Genomic DNA, 15,886 nt, shown 5'->3' on the forward strand with positions numbered 1-15,886 from the left:
GCCGCGTGAACATCCAGGCCCACGAATCGTGTACTCTTAGTCATAGACCGGCTCCTTTCGTATGTAGCTCTGCGCTACGGGTCTCCGCTCGCAGCGTAACCTACGCATTGCGATCGGAGCCGGTCATTCCATTATGACTAGGAGCGTGTCGGAGTAACCCGACCCGGCGCCGACCACCGAGCCCGCGGTGCAGCGAGGAGTGCTCCGAGCGGCGGCTTCGCCGCCGCCACGAGGGGGGCATCGGGGGGGTCTTCCGAGACCCCCCCGAAATGACCTAGGGGGCCGGCCGGGCTACGACCCTGCGAAGTGGGCGAGGACGTAGGCGAGCACCGCGGTCCAGTAGATCGCAGGCTCGTTCACGCCGTAGAGGCGATCCTTGTCCTCGTAGGCATGGGCGGGGAAGGATGCGTTCACGCCTTCGGCCTGGGCGTTCGGCCCGCCGACCAGCATGCCCGGCACCACGAGACGCGTCGGGTGTGCGATCGCCGGCTGGTGGTAAGGCCGCTGGGGCGGCTCGGCTCCAAGCCCGGTCACGAAGCTCCGGCCGAGCGTGTTGCGCCCGAACACGTAGTGGAGCTGGTCCAGCGCGGCATCCCGGAAGGCGGGCCGGCCGGTCTCGCGGAGGGCGGCCAGGAGCTGGACGGCGCGGCCCAGGGCGACGGCGTTCGAGCCCCAGTAGTAGTCGCGGGACGTGAGGGCCACGCGATACCCGCCCTTGTTCAGGGCGTCCGCCATCCAGCCGGCACGCTCGGCGAGCGCGCCGACCAGGCGCGCGCGAGCCGCGGGCTCGAGAGGGCTCGGTGACTCGAGCAGCGTGAGCAGCGCGAGGTTCTGGACGCGCTGCCACGACGCCGGATAATCGAACGGCGGCCACTGGTCGAGCCCGGCGAGGACCGGCGCCCGGAAGCGCGCGTCCCCGGTGGTTCGCCACAGCTCCACCGCAGCCCAGAACCGCTCGTCCCGGTCATCGTCGTCCTCGTAGGCTCCCCCCTCGGCGCCCGAGGGATTCCTGAAGCCCCCCGGCGGGACGATGGCCGGATGCTGTGTCAGCCAGCGCCAGGCGGCTTCGGCCGCGCCGACGAGGCGCGCGGCGTAGGCAGGGTCGTGCGGGCGATAGAGGCGCGCCGCCCGCGCGGTGGCGGCGGCGAGGTTGGCCGTCGCGGCCGACGACACCGCGAAGAGATAGCGCGGGTCGTGATCCTCATGAGGGGCGCGGTCGCCCGTCCATTTGGCCGGGCCGACCTTGTGATGGACTCCCCCGTCGGCCCGCTGCATCCGGAGAAGCCAGTCGAGCTCCCACCGCATCTCGTCGAGGAGGTCGGGCGCCGACGTGAGCCCCGGGATCGCCGCGAGGTGCCACAGCGTGATTCCGGCGGCAGGCACGTACTTGCCGTAATCGCCGGCATCGTGCCAGCCACCCGTGACGTCGCGGCGGCCGCCCGCCGATCCCCACTCGCCGGCATCGCCGAGGTGGCAGGCCGGGCGGGCGAACGGGGAGCCGTCGCGGATCGCCGTCCCGCAGCGATGGTAGGTGAAGCTCTTGAGGACCGCGCGGAGGGGGTTGGCGTACACCGTCGGGCCGATGCGGAACCGGGGAGAGTCGGCGAAGCCCGGCGCCGCCACCACATACTCGCCGGGCGTCGTGAGGGCGCTGAAATCGAGGGCTGCGACGCGGTCCCCGGAGGCGGGGTCGGGGGGTCCCGGCGGCCGCGCCCGACCCTCGAACACGGCGCGCCCCGTGGCGGGATCTCGTACCGCGAAGCTCGCCGGGGCGCCCGCGACGAGCGCCAGCTTCACGTCGCCGGGCCGGTAGCCGATCTGGTCGACGCGGATCGGGGCAGGACCCGGTCGGGCCCCCGCGCTTCCCAGCCCGAGGGCGCCGAGCACGAGGCCGCCCAGGAGGAGGCCGACCGCCGACTCGCGCCGTCCTCGCCTGCGCACGGCCGGACGCCCCGCTACGCCGCGAACCTCCGGCGTGGCCTGCCGTTCTGCCGAGAGATCGCGCGCACCGCCGTGTCCTGAAGGTCCTGGTAGAAGGCGCTCAGCTCGTCGCCGATCACCTCCCAGCGGTACCGGCGCTCGGCGAGGACCCGCCCGCGGGCGCCGAGCCGCGCCCGAAGCCCCGGGTCCCGGAGGCAGCGAAGGACGGCGTCGGCGAAGTCGGCGGGAGTGTCGGCGATCATGATGTCGTCGCCGTGGGTGACCTCGAGACCCTCGCAGCCGAGGGAGGTCGAGATGACCGCCCGTCCGCTCGCCATCGCCTCCAGGATCTTCAGGCGCGTTCCCCCGCCGACCCGCAGCGGAACCACGAACATCCCGGCCCGGCACATCCACGGCCGCACGTCGGGCACGGTCCCGGTCACCTCGACGCGAGGGCCCGCCAAGGCGCGGACCCGCTCGGGCGGGTCCTTGCCGACGACGGCGAACGTCACCTCGGGAGCGACCGCGTGGATGCGAGGCAGGATCTCCTCGCAGAAGTGGAGCACGCCGTCGGTGTTCGGCTGGTAGTTGATGGCGCCCGTGAAGACGATCCGTTTCGGGTCCTCGGTTCCCGGGGGGGGCGGCACGAAGAACGTGGTGTCCACGCCGTTCGGGATCACCCGGATCGGGATCCCGCTGACGTGCGTCGCCAGCGTAGCCCGGTCGACGTCGGAGGTCGTCAGGATGCCATCGGCCCGGCGGCAAGCGGCCAGCTCGTCACGGCGAAGCTTCTGCGCCTCGACTCGGTTGTAGAGGCGGCGGATCGGCGACGTCTCCTGCTGCCAGGTGCGCTCCAGGATGCGATGCTCGACGTTGTGCTCGTCGAGCACCGTGAGCACCGTGCCCGGGACCTCGTAGTAGCCGCCTGCATCGCCGAACTCGAGCTGGACGATGTCGAAGCGTTGGCGCGCCAGCAGCGCGTGGAGGGCTCGGGCCATCGGGGGCGAGTAGTAGGCATAGTAGCTGTAGGCCCGACCGGCCAGCGACCGGAGCTGATAGAGGCGCTTCTGCCGGGCGGCCACGGGATAGTCGACGGTGTGCACGCCGCTGCACAGCTCCCAGAGCGGCCCCAGGGCGGCCCGCTGATCGGGCGAGGCGAAGCACAGGAGGGTGACCCGGTGGTCGCGGGCGAGGACGCGGATCAGGTGGAAGATCCGTGTCGCCCCGCCGAAGCGGGCCGGGTAGGGAGGATAGGGAGCCAGGACCAGTATGTCCATCGGAGTGCCTCAGTCAGAGCCTCGGATGAGCCCCTGGAGGACCTCGCGCGGGCTAGGCAGCCCCCCGTGGCTCCACGACATGTACTCGGCGACCACGATGAGGGCGATCACCAGGAGCAGGACGAGCTCGACCGCCGGCGTGATCCGGCGCGCCAGCTTGCCCACGGCCAGGGCCATACCCAGAATCGCCAGAAGCGCGAACATCCTGCCTTGGACCCAGCAATTGCCCTGCCAGCCGGGGAGCGGCCCACCCGTCGTGCCCGGGCCTCGAGCTGATGAAATACTTGCCGATTGCGGGTAAAAGTTAGCGCCGGGCCGCCATCGATCCTCGCGCGGAACGTCGGCTGATCGGCTGGGGCCCATCCTCCCGAAGTGGTATCCCTTTTGCTGGATCACGGACAGGACGGACAGGAATGGGGATCGTGCTCACCGGCGAGGTTCGCGGGTGTCTCGCTCAGGTCGGGGAGGCCCTCGACGATGGGTTGCTCCTGGTCGATCAGCACGGGCTCGTGCACCTCTCGAACCGGAGCGCGCGAAACCTGCTGGATTTGCCCGCCGAGCACCACGTCCTGACGCGGGGCGGCCAATGGCAGAGCGAGCTGCTGGAGCTTCTCCGCCGCCTCCCGGACGAGGGATCGGCGACGGAGATTCACCTGTCCGCCGCGACGCCGCTCGTCCTCGATGGGTACGCCGTCGAGGAAGACGGGGACTTCTGGGGCGCGCTCTTCGTCGCGCGGTCGACGGCGGGCCGCCAGCGGCGAGACGTTCCCTCCGCCCGCACCGCCGAGTTCGCCCACGAGGTCAAGAACGCGCTTCACTCGCTGCTCTTGAACATGTACATGCTCCGGAAGTGGGCGGCCTCCCAGCCCTTCGTCGAGACGCAGACCCTCGGCAAGTTCGACCTGGTCTCCAACGAGGTGCACCGGCTCAACAGTCTTGCCGACGACTTCTTGCCCGATTCGCGGCCGATGCGCGTCCGCCGGGACCTCGTGCGTCTCTCGGACCTGCTGGGCGAGGTGGTGAGCCTCGTCACCCCCCAGGCACGGGAGGTGGGCGTGGAGATCCGCTCCCGCGTTCCGGGCGAGCTCCCGCCGATCCAGGGCGACGCCCGCCTGCTCAAGGACGCATTCCTGGCGCTCATCGGCGACCGGCTGCAGGCGATGCTCCAGGGAGGCGAGCTGGAAATCCTGGCCGGCGCGGGGGGGAAGCACGCCTTCGTCATGGTGAGCGACAGCAGCCCGGGCATGGGCCAGAGCCGCGCCGAGAGCTTCGGAGCCCGGGCCGGACCGTCCGGGCGAGGCTCCGGCGTCACCGAATGGGTCGTGCGCGGCCACGGCGGGAGCCTGGAGACATTCGACACCCCCGGCCTCAGCACGACCTTCGTCGTGAAGCTGCCGCTCGCAGGAGCGCCGCCGGGCATCGCCGAGTCCGAGCTCGGGGGGATCCGCGAGGGCTGAGCCCCTGGCCCAGTCCGACCCCGCGGCGGAGCGCGGGCTCGGCCGCCCCTCAGTCCGAGAGCAGTCCTTCCAACCCTCTGGCGCGCAGGAAGCGGCGAATCTCGGCGGTCGGAACCACGAAGGTCTCCCCCGGCATCGGCACCTGGAAGGAATACGCGTTCCCGGCGAGCTTGAGTGAGACGGTGGCCGTCCGGTACCCTTCCACGATGCCGATGAGCCGTCCCCGGCCCACCTGGAAGACCCCACCGCCGCTCGAGCCATACCCCACCGGGGCGTCGATCTTCAGCAGCGCCTCGGACGTCGCCCGCCCATCGGGCTCGGCCAGCTCGAGCTGACTGACGATCCCGCTCGAGACGGAAAGGCCTCGGCCGAACGGCGCGCCGACGACGAGGACCTCGTCCCCGACCCGGATCCGGTCCGGCCGATCGAAGCGAGCGGCCGGCAGTCGGACACCTTCGACGCGCAGGATCGCCAGGTCGGCCGCTTCGTCTACAGCTTCCACCGCCGCCAGGGCCTGCCCGAGCCGGTCGTCGGCACCGCGATAGCGCACCATCAGCCGTCCGCTCTCCGCTCCCTTCCCGGCAACCGCGACCGCGTGACCGCTGGTCACGATGTAGCTGGCAGGCGCTTGGCCCGCCCGCCGGGTCGGACCAGAGCCGACCACGACCCCGCTCGAATAGCGCATCCGGCCATCGGACTCCTCGTACGCGAGCTGGACCATCGACGGGAGCACCTGCTGGACGACGTCGGATTTGCTGGTGAGGGGCCCGGGGCGCTGCAGCGCGCAGCCGGAAACCACGATGGCGGCGATCGCGAGGCATCGAGTGGCGTGTCGCATGGGGCCCCATGGTAGGCGGGGCCCGAGCGCCGGGAAATCGGGTCGAACACCTGGGGGAAATTGGCCAGGGGCGGGCCCAGACCGCCGCCCCCGGGCCGGTGAGGGGCACCCTGCCATTGACCGGGCTCGCGCGCGATGGTTTCATGGCGTCAGCATGATGGGGGAGGTCTCCGGATGCTGCAGGCGGTGACGCTCAAGGAGATCCAGGAAATCTTCGCGGTGACCGACGCGCTCGGCATCTCTCGTGAAGTGCTCGTGATTCCCCTGGCGCCCGGGCGCCCGGGCCGGGTGCGGCGGCTGCCGAGCGGGAAGCTCGAGATTGTCGTCGATGCCGACATCCCGCTGGCGGAGTGGCTGAAGGACCTTCCCGCCCGGATCCAAGGGGCGGGGGCCTGAGAACGCCGTCGGCCCGGAGTCGCCGGCGGGAATCAGATGGCGTCTCACCCGTGATCACGTCGACCGACACGACGGCCGACTGCCGGTGAAGCGGCCCACTCTGCCCGGCGCGGCCGGTCGCACGGCGCGATGGTGAGCCGCCCGAGACGCCGCTCGTCCGAGGCTGCCCCGCAGCTCCCGCTGAGCTTGCCCGTCCCCGCGCCCACGCGAGTGGCGTGGACCGGCCCGTTCCAGCCGACGCTCGAGCGCGTCTGGCTCGACACCCTTTCGGGACTTCGGGGCGGCGATCCCCTCGCGGCCGTGTGGCTCCTCGTTCCCTCGCGCTTCCTCGGCCTGCACCTGAGCCGGCTCGCCGCCCGCGCCGGCGGCGCCGTCAACCTTCACGTGCTGACCTTCACCGACCTCGCCGACCGGGTCGACGAGGTCGCGCCGCTCGCCGCCCGCCGGCTGCCGCCGGTCGGCGATGCCCTCGTGCTCCGACAGGCGCTGCGCGAGGCCGTGCCCGACGACGGCTACTTCGGGGCCGTCCGGGACGCGCGGCGGTTCCCGGCCGCGCTGGCGGCGACGTGCGCCGAGCTGCGGACCGCCGGCGTGGGTCCGGGCGATCTCGAGCACGCCGCCGCGGTGGCGGCAAGCCCGGCCAGCGCGGCGAAGCTCCGCGAGCTGGCGCGGATCGTGCGGCATGCCGACGCCGCGTTGGCGGGCGCCGGGTTCGCGCACCCGACCGACGCGATCTGGATCGCCGCCCGACGAGCGGCTGCCACGCCCGTCCTGGCGGCGTGCGCGGCGCTGACGGTCTACGGCTTCACCGATTGGAACGCGGCCGAGCGCGCGCTCCTCTCGGCCGTCGCCGCCCGCGTGCCCACCGCCTGCTTCGTCCCGCTCGAGCCGGGACCGCCCTTCGAGCCGGTGGAGAGCCTGGTGGCGTGGCTCGCCGCGACGGGCTTCCGGATGGAGGCGGGCGTGTCCCCCCGGCCATCGGGTCTCCGGTCCTGGGTCGCGCGGCTCTTTCACGAGCCCGCGCCGCCCGCGAGCGGGCCCGTCGCGCTCGAGGTGGTGGCGGCACCCGGCGAGGAGCGCGAGGTGCGGGAGATCGCGCGGCGCCTCCTCGCGGCCGCCGCCGAGGGTCTCCCCTTCGAGGCGATGGGGCTCTTCGTGCGACACCCCGACGCCTACCGGAGCGCGATCCGGGATGTGTTCGGGGCGGCCGGTATTCCCTACACATGGGGTGTCGCGCCGCCGCTCGGGGATACGCGCGCGGGCCGGAGTCTGCGGCTCCTCCTGGCGGTCCGGCAGGAGGACTTCGCGCGCAGCGCGGTCGTCGAGTTCCTCGCGACCGCCGACCTGCGGGAGGCTCGGGACGGCCACGGGGCGGAGCCGGCCGAGTGGGACCGGCTGTCGCGCGAGGCGCACATCGTCGGCGGACGCGCGGACTGGCGGCGCGGCCTCGCCTGGCTGGCGCACCGGGCGGCCGAGGCCTCGGGCGCCGAACCGGCTGGCGGAGAGGACGACGAGGACGGCCGCCGGCACCGGCGCGTGCCGGCCGCTCCGACCGTGCAGACTCTCGGGCGCATCGTCGGGACGCTGCTGGAGTCCATCGCCCCGCTGCCCGACACGGCGCCGGCAGCCACCTTCGCGCGCGGGCTGCTCCGCGCCTTCCTCCGGCTCTGCCGAGGTGATCCCGAGGCCGAGCCGATCGTCGGGCTCCTGGCGAGCTTCGAGACGCTCGCGCCGCTCGCGACGCCGCTCACCCTCGAGGAGTTCGCCGAGCTCCTCGAGGCCGCGCTGGCCGTGCCCGCCGAGCCGGGCCTCGAGACGAGACAGGGAAAGGTCTTCGTCGGCGAGCTGCACCAGGCGCTGGGCCTACCCTTCCAGTGGGTCGTCATACCCGGGCTCGTCGAGCAAGGCTTTCCGGCCTCGCCGCGGACCGACCCGATTCTGCTCGACGAGGAGCGCCGGCTCCTGGAGGCGCAGATCCCCGGTGGCCGCCCGGGGCTGACCCTCGCCGCGCGGCGCCCGGCCGAGGAGCGGCTGGCCTTCCGGCTGGCGGCCGCCGCGGCGCAGGCGCGGCTCGTCCTCACGTACCCGCGGATCGATCCCCTCTCCGGGCGGCCACGGGTCCCGTCGTTCTTTCTCCTGCGGGTGGCCGAGGCGACGACCGGTCTGCCGTACGACTTCTCCCGCCTCGAGCGCGAGTTCGCCCCGCACGTGCGGGTGCCGCTCGTACCCTCGCCGTCCGGCGCGGTCGCGGCGCCGCTGGATCCGCGTGAGTGGCTCCTCGCCCAGGCGACGCGGGCACGCGCGGCCGGCGACGCGGGGCGCGCGGCGTGCCTCGCGCTCCTCCCCCGCGCCGCCCGCGGCCGGGCCGCGCTCGAGGCCCGCGAGCGGGACCCCCGCGTGAGCGCGTGGGATGGCCTCCTGCCGCCGGGCCTCTCGGCCGTGCTCGCCGGCCATCACCGGCTCACGGACGCCGCGGTGGCGGCGACACCGCTCGAGACCTACGCGACGTGCCCCTTCCGCTACTACCTCGCGCACGTGCTCGGGCTCGCGCCGCCGGTGGAGCCCGAGCGCGTGCTCGCGCTCACGCCGCTCGACCGGGGGCGCCTGCTCCATGCGGTGCTCGCCCGCGCCTACGCCGCCTTCCGCGAGGCCGGACTGCTCCCGCTCGTCCCCGAGTGCCTGCCGGCGGCGCGTCCGCTCTTGGAGACGGCCTTCGCGGAGGTCGAGGCGCGCTTCGGCGCCACGGGCCTCGCCCCGTTCTGGAAGGGCGAGCGGGCCCGACTCCTCGCCGACGTGCTGGCGGCGCTCGACCAGGAGGCGCGCGAGGGCGCCGCCGGGGACCCGTGGGTGCCCACGGACTTCGAGGTGAGCTTCGGGGCGGGTGAAGGTGGCGCGATGGTCCAGCACACGCTCGCGAGCGGACGGACGCTCGCGTTCCGGGGCCGCCTCGACCGCCTCGACCTCTCGCCTGACGGGACGCGCGCGCGCGTCATCGACTACAAGGCCGGGCGGCACCGGGGCCGCGCGGGGGCGCGGCTGTGCGGCGGGACCGCGCTCCAGCTTCCCGTCTACCGCCTGGCCGCCGAGGCGCTGTGCCGCGCGCGCGGGCGCGACGCGCGCGTGGAGGAAGCCCAGTACTACTTCCTGACTCGCCGGGGGGAGCGCCGTCGCCTGCGATTCACCGACGCCGACTGGACGGCGCGGCGGGCCGATTTCGAGCAGGCGCTGGAGGGGGTGCTGGACGGCATCGCGGCCGGGCGCTTCTTTCAGAATCCGTCCCCCGACACGTGCCGGACCTGTGATTACCAGATCGCCTGCGGCCCCGAGCGCGAGCGGATCGCGTGGGTCGCGCAGAAGCTCGGCGACCCCGCGCGGGAGGCGTACCATCGCCTCGAAGGGATCGAGTGAGCCGGCCCGGTCCCACCGGTCGGAACGAGTCCCCTCATACGGGCAGGGCAATCGAGTGAGCCGGCCCAGGACGAACGTGCTTCGCGAGAGTCCCCCGGTGAGCGTCGGGTTGGTCGACGCGGAGGCGCGGAAGCGCGCCGCCACCGACCTCGACACCTCGCTCCTCGTCGAGGCGCCGGCCGGGAGCGGCAAGACCACGCTCCTCGTCGCGCGCATCCTCGCCTGGGTGCGGAGCGGCCGCGCGCGCCTGCCGGAGATCGTCGCCATCACCTTCACGGAGAAGGCCGCGGCCGATCTCCGGCTCCGCGTCCGGGAAGCGATCGAGGGCGCCCGGGCTGCGGCATCGCCGGTGGAGCGCCCGACCCTCGACCAGGCGCTCGCCGATCTCGAGCTGGCGCCGATCCGCACCATCCACGGCTTCTGCGGCGACCTCATCCGCCAGCGGCCCGTCGAGGCCCGCGTCGATCCCGGCTTCGCCGTCGCGGACCCCCTGACCACCGGGCTCCTCCTGGACGAGACCTGGGAGCGCTGGCTCGAGCGGACCGCCGACGAGGCGCCCCCGGCGCTCGAGGAGGCCGTGGCCCTCGGGGTCTCGGTGCAGGCCCTGCGCGAGCTCGGCAGCGCCCTGGTGGCCGAGCGCGACCTCCTCGAAGGGCTGCCGGCGCCTGTCGCCGAGACCGATGCGCTCGCGCTGAACCGCGCGGTGCGGAGCGGCCTGGCCGAGCTCCTGGAGGCGGCGCCGGCCCGCGCCCGCACGCGCGCGGATACCCTGGTCCGCCACCTCGAGGAGCTGGTCGCGTGGATCCGTCAGACCGACGCCCTGCCGGAAGCGGAGCAGATCACGGCGGTCCTGACCGAGCTGCCGCTCCGGAAGCCGTCCCGGCTCGGAACCCAGGCCGCCTGGGGGCGCGAGCCGCTCGCCCGGACGCGCGCGGAGCTGACGGAGCTCCTGGACCGCGTCGGCGAGGCGCGCGCGCGCCGCCTCCACAACCTGGCCGCCACGCTCGCCGGGTGGCTTCGCGGGTTCGTCGGAGCGTACCGCGACCGGATCCGGCGCCTGGGGCTCCTCGACTTCCATGACCTGCTGGCGGTCACGCGCGACCTCCTGCGCGAGCGGCCTGACGTGCGACGGGACTTCCAGTCCCGGTACCGGACGATCCTCGTGGACGAGTTCCAGGACACGGACCCCTTGCAGCTCGAGATCGCCTTCTACCTGGCGGAAGACCCGACCGGTCCGCCGGCTTCCCGCTGGGACGCGGTGCGCCTCGGCCAAGGCCGCCTCTTCCTCGTCGGCGACCCCAAGCAGTCCATCTACCGCTTCCGGCGCGCCGACATCGAGACCTACGAGCGCGCGCGTGCTCGGGTCGCCCAGCAGGGAGAGATCCTGGCCCTCGCGACGAACTTCCGCGCGGGGAGGAACCTCCTCGAGGCCGTCAATCGGCTCTTCGAGGCCCAGATGCAGCCGCCCGAGGACGGGGCCTACCAGCCCGCCTACGCACCGGTTCGTCCCGCTCCCACCACTCCCGATGGCGAGGGGCCACTCCTCCTCGACTGGCCGCCCGAGGCCGCGCCCCCGGCCGGCGCGGAATCCCGGCGCGCGCGCGAGGCCGAGGCGCTCGCCGCCCTCCTGGCCCGCGCCGTGACGACCGGCGCCTGGCCGGTCCGAGACCGCGTCGGCGGCACCCGTGCGGCCCGATTCGGCGACATCGTCTGCCTCTTCCGGACCCTGGGCGGCGCCGCCATCTACGAGGACGCCTTCCGGGCGGCCGGAGTGCCGTACCGGACTGTCGGAGGCCGGCACTACTATGCCCGCTCCGAAGTCGGCTGGGCGCTCGCCGCGCTGACTGCGATCGAGGACCCCTACGACCCGGTGGCTCTCGTCGCCGCGCTCCGCTCACCCTTCTTCGGCGCGCCGGACGACGCCTTCCTGGTCCACGCCGCCGGCGGGGGCGCGTTCTCCTACCTGGCGCCGCTCCCCGCCGGCGCGCACCCCGCGCTGGCCGATGCCTGGACGATCCTCCGCGACCTCCACGCCCGCCGCACCCGCGAAAGCCCGGCGGCCGTCGTGGAGGCCCTCTACGCCGAGACCGAGGTCCTCGCGACCTACGCGCTCGACCCGCACGGCGATCAGCGGGTGGCGAACCTGCTCCGGGTCCTCGACACCGCGCGGGCGCTCGAGGCGGCGGGCCGGCCGACGTTCCGCGCGCTCGTCCGCTGGCTCCGCGCCCAGGACAGCGGGGGCTACGAGGAGAGCGAGTCGCCGGTCGCGGAAGAGGGCGACGAGGTCGTGCGCCTCATGACCGTGCACGCGGCGAAGGGCCTCGAGTTCCCGGTCGTGATCCTCCCCGATCTCGAGTGGGACCGGGTTCCGGCGACGCCGCGTCTCGTCGTCGAGCGGCGCCCGGCGGGGACGGGTCTCGGGGTCTCGCTCGGCAAGGTCGGCGACTTCCCGGTGGAGACGCAGAACGTGACGGAGCTGATGGAGCGCGAGACCCGGCGGGGTGAGGCCGAGCAGCTGCGGCTCTTCTACGTGGCCACGACCCGCAGTCGCGACCACCTGGTCCTCCCGCTCCTCTTCGGGCTCACCCCGCGCGGCTTTGCGGCGTTCTGCGCGCCTCTGTTGGGAGACGACGGCTCCCCCGGCACGCGACGCGTCCTCGTGGATCCCGGCGCCCCCCCGGTGCCGGCGCCGCGGTCGACGCCGGTGCCCGCCCTGATCCCGCGGCAGGCGTGGGCCGCGGAGCGCGAGGCGGCGCTCAGCCGCGGGCGGCAACCGGCGACGGCGATCCTTCACCCCGGCCACCGACCGACCCGCGGCGAGGGCGCGCGGCTCGGCGCGCTCGTCCACGCGGCGCTCGCCCTCGCCGACCTTGCCCGGCCGTCCGCCGCGGCCGCCATCGAGGCCGCCGCCGCGCGGCTCGGAGAGGCCGGTGAGCGTGTGGCGACCGCGCGCCGGCTCGTCGAGCTCGCCCTCGCCTCACCGCCCTACCAGCGCGCGGCCGGGGCCCCACGGGCGCTCCGCGAGCTGCCGGTCGCCGCGGTCGTGGACGGCCGGCTCGTCGAGGGTGTCGTCGATCTCGTGCTCGAGACGCCGGACGGCGTCGTCGCGGTCGAGGTCAAGCTGGCGCCGGCGGACGAGGCGGCCCGCGATCAGCTCGCCGCGTACTGCCGGGCTCTGGCGGCGGCCGGGCTCCGCGTCGCCGAGGCTTGCCTGCTGGTCCTCGGCCCGGACGGGGCCGAGGTGCTCCCGGTCGCCGTGCCGGCGTCCTGACCCTCAGCTGCGAAGAAGTTCCCGAACCTTTCGCGAGAGGGTCTCCGGAGTGAAGGGTTTCTGGAGGAAGCCCGTTCCGCGCTCCCTGGTTCCAGCCACCCCGGCATCATCCGTGTAGCCTGACATGTAGAGCACCTTGATCCCCGGACGGTTGGCCGTCAACCGCTGAGCGAGCTCGCGGCCCGTCATCCCCGGCATGACCATGTCGGTCAGCAGCAGCTGGATGAGGCCGACGTGCCGCTCGCTGACGCTGAGCGCTTCGCCGCCGTGCCGGGCTTCCAGCACACTGTAGCCACTCTCCTGGAGGACCTCCGCGATGATCGCCCTCACCGCGTCCTCGTCCTCCACGAGGAGGATGGTCTCCGAGGCCTGCCGTGCGTCGGGGGTGCTGACGGCTCCCTCCCTTCGCTCGATGGCAGCCTCGGCGCGTGGCAGGTAGATCTCGAAGGTCGTGCCCCGACCGGGAGTGCTGGACACCCAGATGTTGCCTCCACTCTGCTTGACGATCCCATACACGGTGGCCAGGCCCAGGCCGGTCCCTTTGTCGGGCCTTTTGGTCGTGAAGAACGGCTCGAAGAGGTGCGCTTGAGTCTCGGCGTCCATCCCGTGCCCGGTGTCAGTGACCGAAAGGCGCACGTAGCGCCCGGGCTGGCCACCCGGGTACCGGCGGGCGGACACGTCGTCCAGCTCGACCTCGGCGGTGGCGAGGGCGAGACGGCCGCCGTTGGGCATGGCGTCACGGGCGTTGACCGCCAGGTTGAGGATCACCTGCCCGAGCTGGCCCGGGTCGGCCCTGACCGCGCCCAATGCCGGCTGCAAGGTCGTGACCAGCTCGATGTCTTCCCCGATCAGTCGCCCCAGCATCCTCTCCATGCCAGCGACGACCCGGTTCAGATCCAGGACCTCGGGCTGGAGCACTTGCCGGCGGCTGAACGCGAGAAGCTGGCCGGTCAGGTCGGACGCCCGGCGCGCGGCATCCTCGACGATGTCCAGCCCCTGGCGCAGCGGGTGATGGCGTCCCAGCCGATCGGCCAGCAGCGCGGTCTGCCCGATGATGACGGTGAGCAGGTTGTTGAAGTCGTGAGCCACGCCGCCCGCCAGTCGCCCCACCGCGTCCATTTTTTGAGCTTGGATCAGCTGAGCTTGAGTGCGTGAAAGCTCCTGGTAGGCGTCCTTCGCCTCCTGGCTCTTGCTCTGCAGCTCCTCGGTCCGTGCCGCCACTTCCTGCTCGAGCGTCTCGGCGTATTCCCGGAGGGTCTGCTCCTGAACTTCGCGCCGGTAGACCTGGCTGACCAGCGGGACCAGGATCGCGTAGAGGGCCAGGCCGCCGACGATGGAAATCGTCCAGATCACGAAGCGCCCCCATCGGATGGTCGCCTCCAGCCGCTGGGGCGCCTTGTACACTTCGAGGACACCCAGGACCCGGCCGTCGTCCTTGGAAAAGAGGGGGACGTACACTTCGGCGAGCAGCGCGAAGGCACTGCGCTCGTACGCGTGCTCGCGCTTGGTCAGGGTCTTGATCTCGACGGCGACCTTTCCCCTCAGGGCGGCCTGGAGTTCTTCGTTGTCGGGGAATCGCTGTCCGATCAAGTGAGATTCGTCCGACCAGATGACGGTCGCCTGTCGATCCCAGACCTTGACGCGGACGACCTCGGGCAGGGTGGAGAAAAGGCGGGAGAACTCCCTTCCCCAGCGCTCTCGAGTCGCCTCGTCCGGGGAACCGACCAGAAAGGCGTCGAGGCCGGCCCGCTCCACTTCGCGGCGGGCCAGGGCCGCGGTGTTCTCCCATTCCCAGTCCGACACCGCCCGGGTCAAGAGAGTCGACAGCGCCGCGCCCATGACGAAGGCCAGGGAGGAGACGCACAGAAAGCAGAGGATGGCGAACCGACTGACCAGGAAGCGTTTCACTCCGGCTCCGACGATGCCGTCCTCCCGGCTCAGCGATTCCCCGGGGATGTCGGGGCCCCATCATACCCCTGGACGGTAGCCGGTTCCCAGACGGGGCGGGGTCAAGGGCCGGGGCTGCGCCGCGCATTGATTTTCCGGGGCCGCCGGCCGTATCCTACCCCCTACGGCGGCCGGGCCAGCCCGGCGGCCGAGCCAAGCGCCCATCCCGAGGGAGGCAGAGCATGAGCAAGCAGGTCATCCAGGCGAGCGTCCTCTACCGCGACCTCCAGCGCCGGTATCCCGTCATCGTCCGCGGGGAGGGCGTCTACCTCTGGGACGCCGATGGCAAGCGCTACCTCGACGGCTCGGGCGGCTCCTCGGCGGTCACGTCCATCGGCCACGGGGTGAAGGAGATCGCCGACGCGATGGCGGCCCAGGCCCGCAAGGTCGCCTTCGTCCCCATGCACATGTTCACCAGTGAGCCGCTCCCCGCGCTCGCCGAGGCGGTGGCGAAGTTCGCCCCCGGCGACCTCAACCGGGTCTGGTTCGTCTCGGGCGGGTCGGAGGCCACGGAGAATGCGGCCAAGCTCGCGCGGCAGTACTGGCTCGAGCGCGGCCAGCCCTCGAAGGCGATCGTCATCGGCCGGTGGCAGTCCTTTCACGGGAACCTGTTCGGCTCGCTCGGCTTCGGCGGACACACCATCCGCCGCCGCAAGTACGTCCCGATGCTCCAGGAGACGACCCATCTCCCGCCGATGTACTGCTACCGCTGTCACTTCAACCTGACCTATCCGGCCTGTGAGACCTACTGCGCCTCCTACCTCGAGCGGCTGGTCCGGATGCAAGGTCCCGAGAACGTCGCGGCCTTCATCGCCGAGCCGGTCGTGGGCGCCACCCTCGGGGCCGTGCCGCCGGTGCCCGAGTACTTCCCCAAGATCCGCGAGATCTGCGACCGCTACGAGATCCTCTTCATCGCCGACGAGGTCATGACCGGCTTCGGACGCACCGGCGCCAACTTCGCCGTGGATCACTGGGGCGTCGTCCCCGACCTGATCGCGACCGCCAAGGGGATCTCGGGCGGATACATCCCGCTGGGAGCCGTCATCGTCCGGGACGAGATCCTGGCGGCGTTCGAGCGCAACAACTCGAACTTCGTGGGCGGCCACACCTACACGGGCCATCCGGTGGCCGCCGCCGTGGGACTCGCCGTCCTCCGTTACATCCAGGAGCACGACCTGGTGCGCAACGCCCGCGAGGTGGGTGCCTATCTCCTGGCCGGACTCACCGGGCTCATGGCGAAGCACCCGATCGTCGGTGACGTGCGCGGCCTGGGGCTCATGGTCGGGCTCGAGTTCGTCGCCGACCGGAGGACGCGAGCCCCCTTCCCGCCCGAGCGAGAGGTGGCCCGCGCCATCGCGGTCGAGGCGCTGGA

10 protein-coding genes are annotated in these 15,886 nt (G+C 72.7%); 5 read left to right on the forward strand and 5 right to left on the reverse strand.

The genetic code is table 11. The annotated features are described in order from the left end of the window. Window positions 1-291: 291 nt before the first annotated feature. Genes VGW35_16945 through VGW35_16955 form a run of 3 tightly spaced genes read right to left on the reverse strand, consistent with a single transcriptional unit; the run spans window position 292 to window position 3,401 of the window. Window positions 292-1,941 (reverse strand): glycoside hydrolase family 9 protein, encoded by a 1,650-nt coding sequence (locus tag VGW35_16945; protein ID HEV8309348.1) that lies wholly within the window; start codon window positions 1,939-1,941, stop codon window positions 292-294. Between the two features lie 14 nt (window positions 1,942-1,955). Next, window positions 1,956-3,197, reverse strand: coding sequence for a glycosyltransferase (locus VGW35_16950; protein HEV8309349.1), 1,242 nt, complete (start codon window positions 3,195-3,197; stop codon window positions 1,956-1,958). Between the two features lie 9 nt (window positions 3,198-3,206). Beyond that, the gene (locus VGW35_16955) at window positions 3,207-3,401 is read right to left on the reverse strand and encodes a hypothetical protein (GenBank protein HEV8309350.1); all 195 of its coding nucleotides are present in this window, start codon (window positions 3,399-3,401) and stop codon (window positions 3,207-3,209) included. Between the two features lie 209 nt (window positions 3,402-3,610). Here VGW35_16955 and VGW35_16960 point away from each other — a divergent pair, with 209 nt between their 5' ends. Then, on the forward strand, window positions 3,611-4,654 hold the full coding sequence (locus VGW35_16960; GenBank protein ID HEV8309351.1) for a hypothetical protein: 1,044 nt from the start codon (window positions 3,611-3,613) through the stop codon (window positions 4,652-4,654). Between the two features lie 49 nt (window positions 4,655-4,703). Here VGW35_16960 and VGW35_16965 read toward each other — a convergent pair whose 3' ends face one another. Then, window positions 4,704-5,492 carry a S1C family serine protease gene (locus tag VGW35_16965; protein ID HEV8309352.1) on the reverse strand — a complete coding sequence of 263 codons (789 nt, stop codon included), beginning with the start codon at window positions 5,490-5,492 and terminating at the stop codon, window positions 4,704-4,706. Window positions 5,493-5,666: 174 nt separating this feature from the next. On the opposite strand from VGW35_16965, the gene VGW35_16970 reads away from it, so the two are divergent. The 3 genes from VGW35_16970 (at window position 5,667) to VGW35_16980 (ending at window position 12,567) form a co-directional block, all read left to right on the forward strand. Further along, window positions 5,667-5,888, forward strand: a complete 222-nt coding sequence (locus tag VGW35_16970; GenBank protein HEV8309353.1) for a hypothetical protein — start codon at window positions 5,667-5,669, stop codon at window positions 5,886-5,888. A 210-nt stretch (window positions 5,889-6,098) separates the two neighbouring features. Further along, window positions 6,099-9,296, forward strand: coding sequence for a PD-(D/E)XK nuclease family protein (locus VGW35_16975; protein HEV8309354.1), 3,198 nt, complete (start codon window positions 6,099-6,101; stop codon window positions 9,294-9,296). 97 nt (window positions 9,297-9,393) lie between these two features. Further along, window positions 9,394-12,567 carry a UvrD-helicase domain-containing protein gene (locus VGW35_16980; GenBank protein ID HEV8309355.1) on the forward strand — a complete coding sequence of 1,058 codons (3,174 nt, stop codon included), beginning with the start codon at window positions 9,394-9,396 and terminating at the stop codon, window positions 12,565-12,567. A 3-nt stretch (window positions 12,568-12,570) separates the two neighbouring features. On the opposite strand, the gene VGW35_16985 is transcribed toward VGW35_16980, so the two are convergent. Beyond that, window positions 12,571-14,475 carry an ATP-binding protein gene (locus VGW35_16985; protein HEV8309356.1) on the reverse strand — a complete coding sequence of 635 codons (1,905 nt, stop codon included), beginning with the start codon at window positions 14,473-14,475 and terminating at the stop codon, window positions 12,571-12,573. Window positions 14,476-14,696: 221 nt separating this feature from the next. On the opposite strand from VGW35_16985, the gene VGW35_16990 reads away from it, so the two are divergent. Next, window positions 14,697-15,886: aminotransferase class III-fold pyridoxal phosphate-dependent enzyme (locus VGW35_16990; protein HEV8309357.1), on the forward strand; the 1,190-nt coding region annotated here is incomplete at its 3' end.

The organism is Candidatus Methylomirabilota bacterium (assembly GCA_036005065.1).
Classification (GTDB): domain Bacteria; phylum Methylomirabilota; class Methylomirabilia; order Rokubacteriales; family DASRDR01; genus DASYQW01.

Coding starts and splice junctions, on each gene's coding strand:
- VGW35_16965 (HEV8309352.1), bottom strand. CDS start 5,492: ATGCGACACGCCACTCGATGCCTCGCGATCGCCGCCATCGTGGTTTCC.
- VGW35_16970 (HEV8309353.1), top strand. CDS start 5,667: ATGCTGCAGGCGGTGACGCTCAAGGAGATCCAGGAAATCTTCGCGGTG.
- VGW35_16950 (HEV8309349.1), bottom strand. CDS start 3,197: ATGGACATACTGGTCCTGGCTCCCTATCCTCCCTACCCGGCCCGCTTC.
- VGW35_16955 (HEV8309350.1), bottom strand. CDS start 3,401: ATGTTCGCGCTTCTGGCGATTCTGGGTATGGCCCTGGCCGTGGGCAAG.
- VGW35_16960 (HEV8309351.1), top strand. CDS start 3,611: ATGGGGATCGTGCTCACCGGCGAGGTTCGCGGGTGTCTCGCTCAGGTC.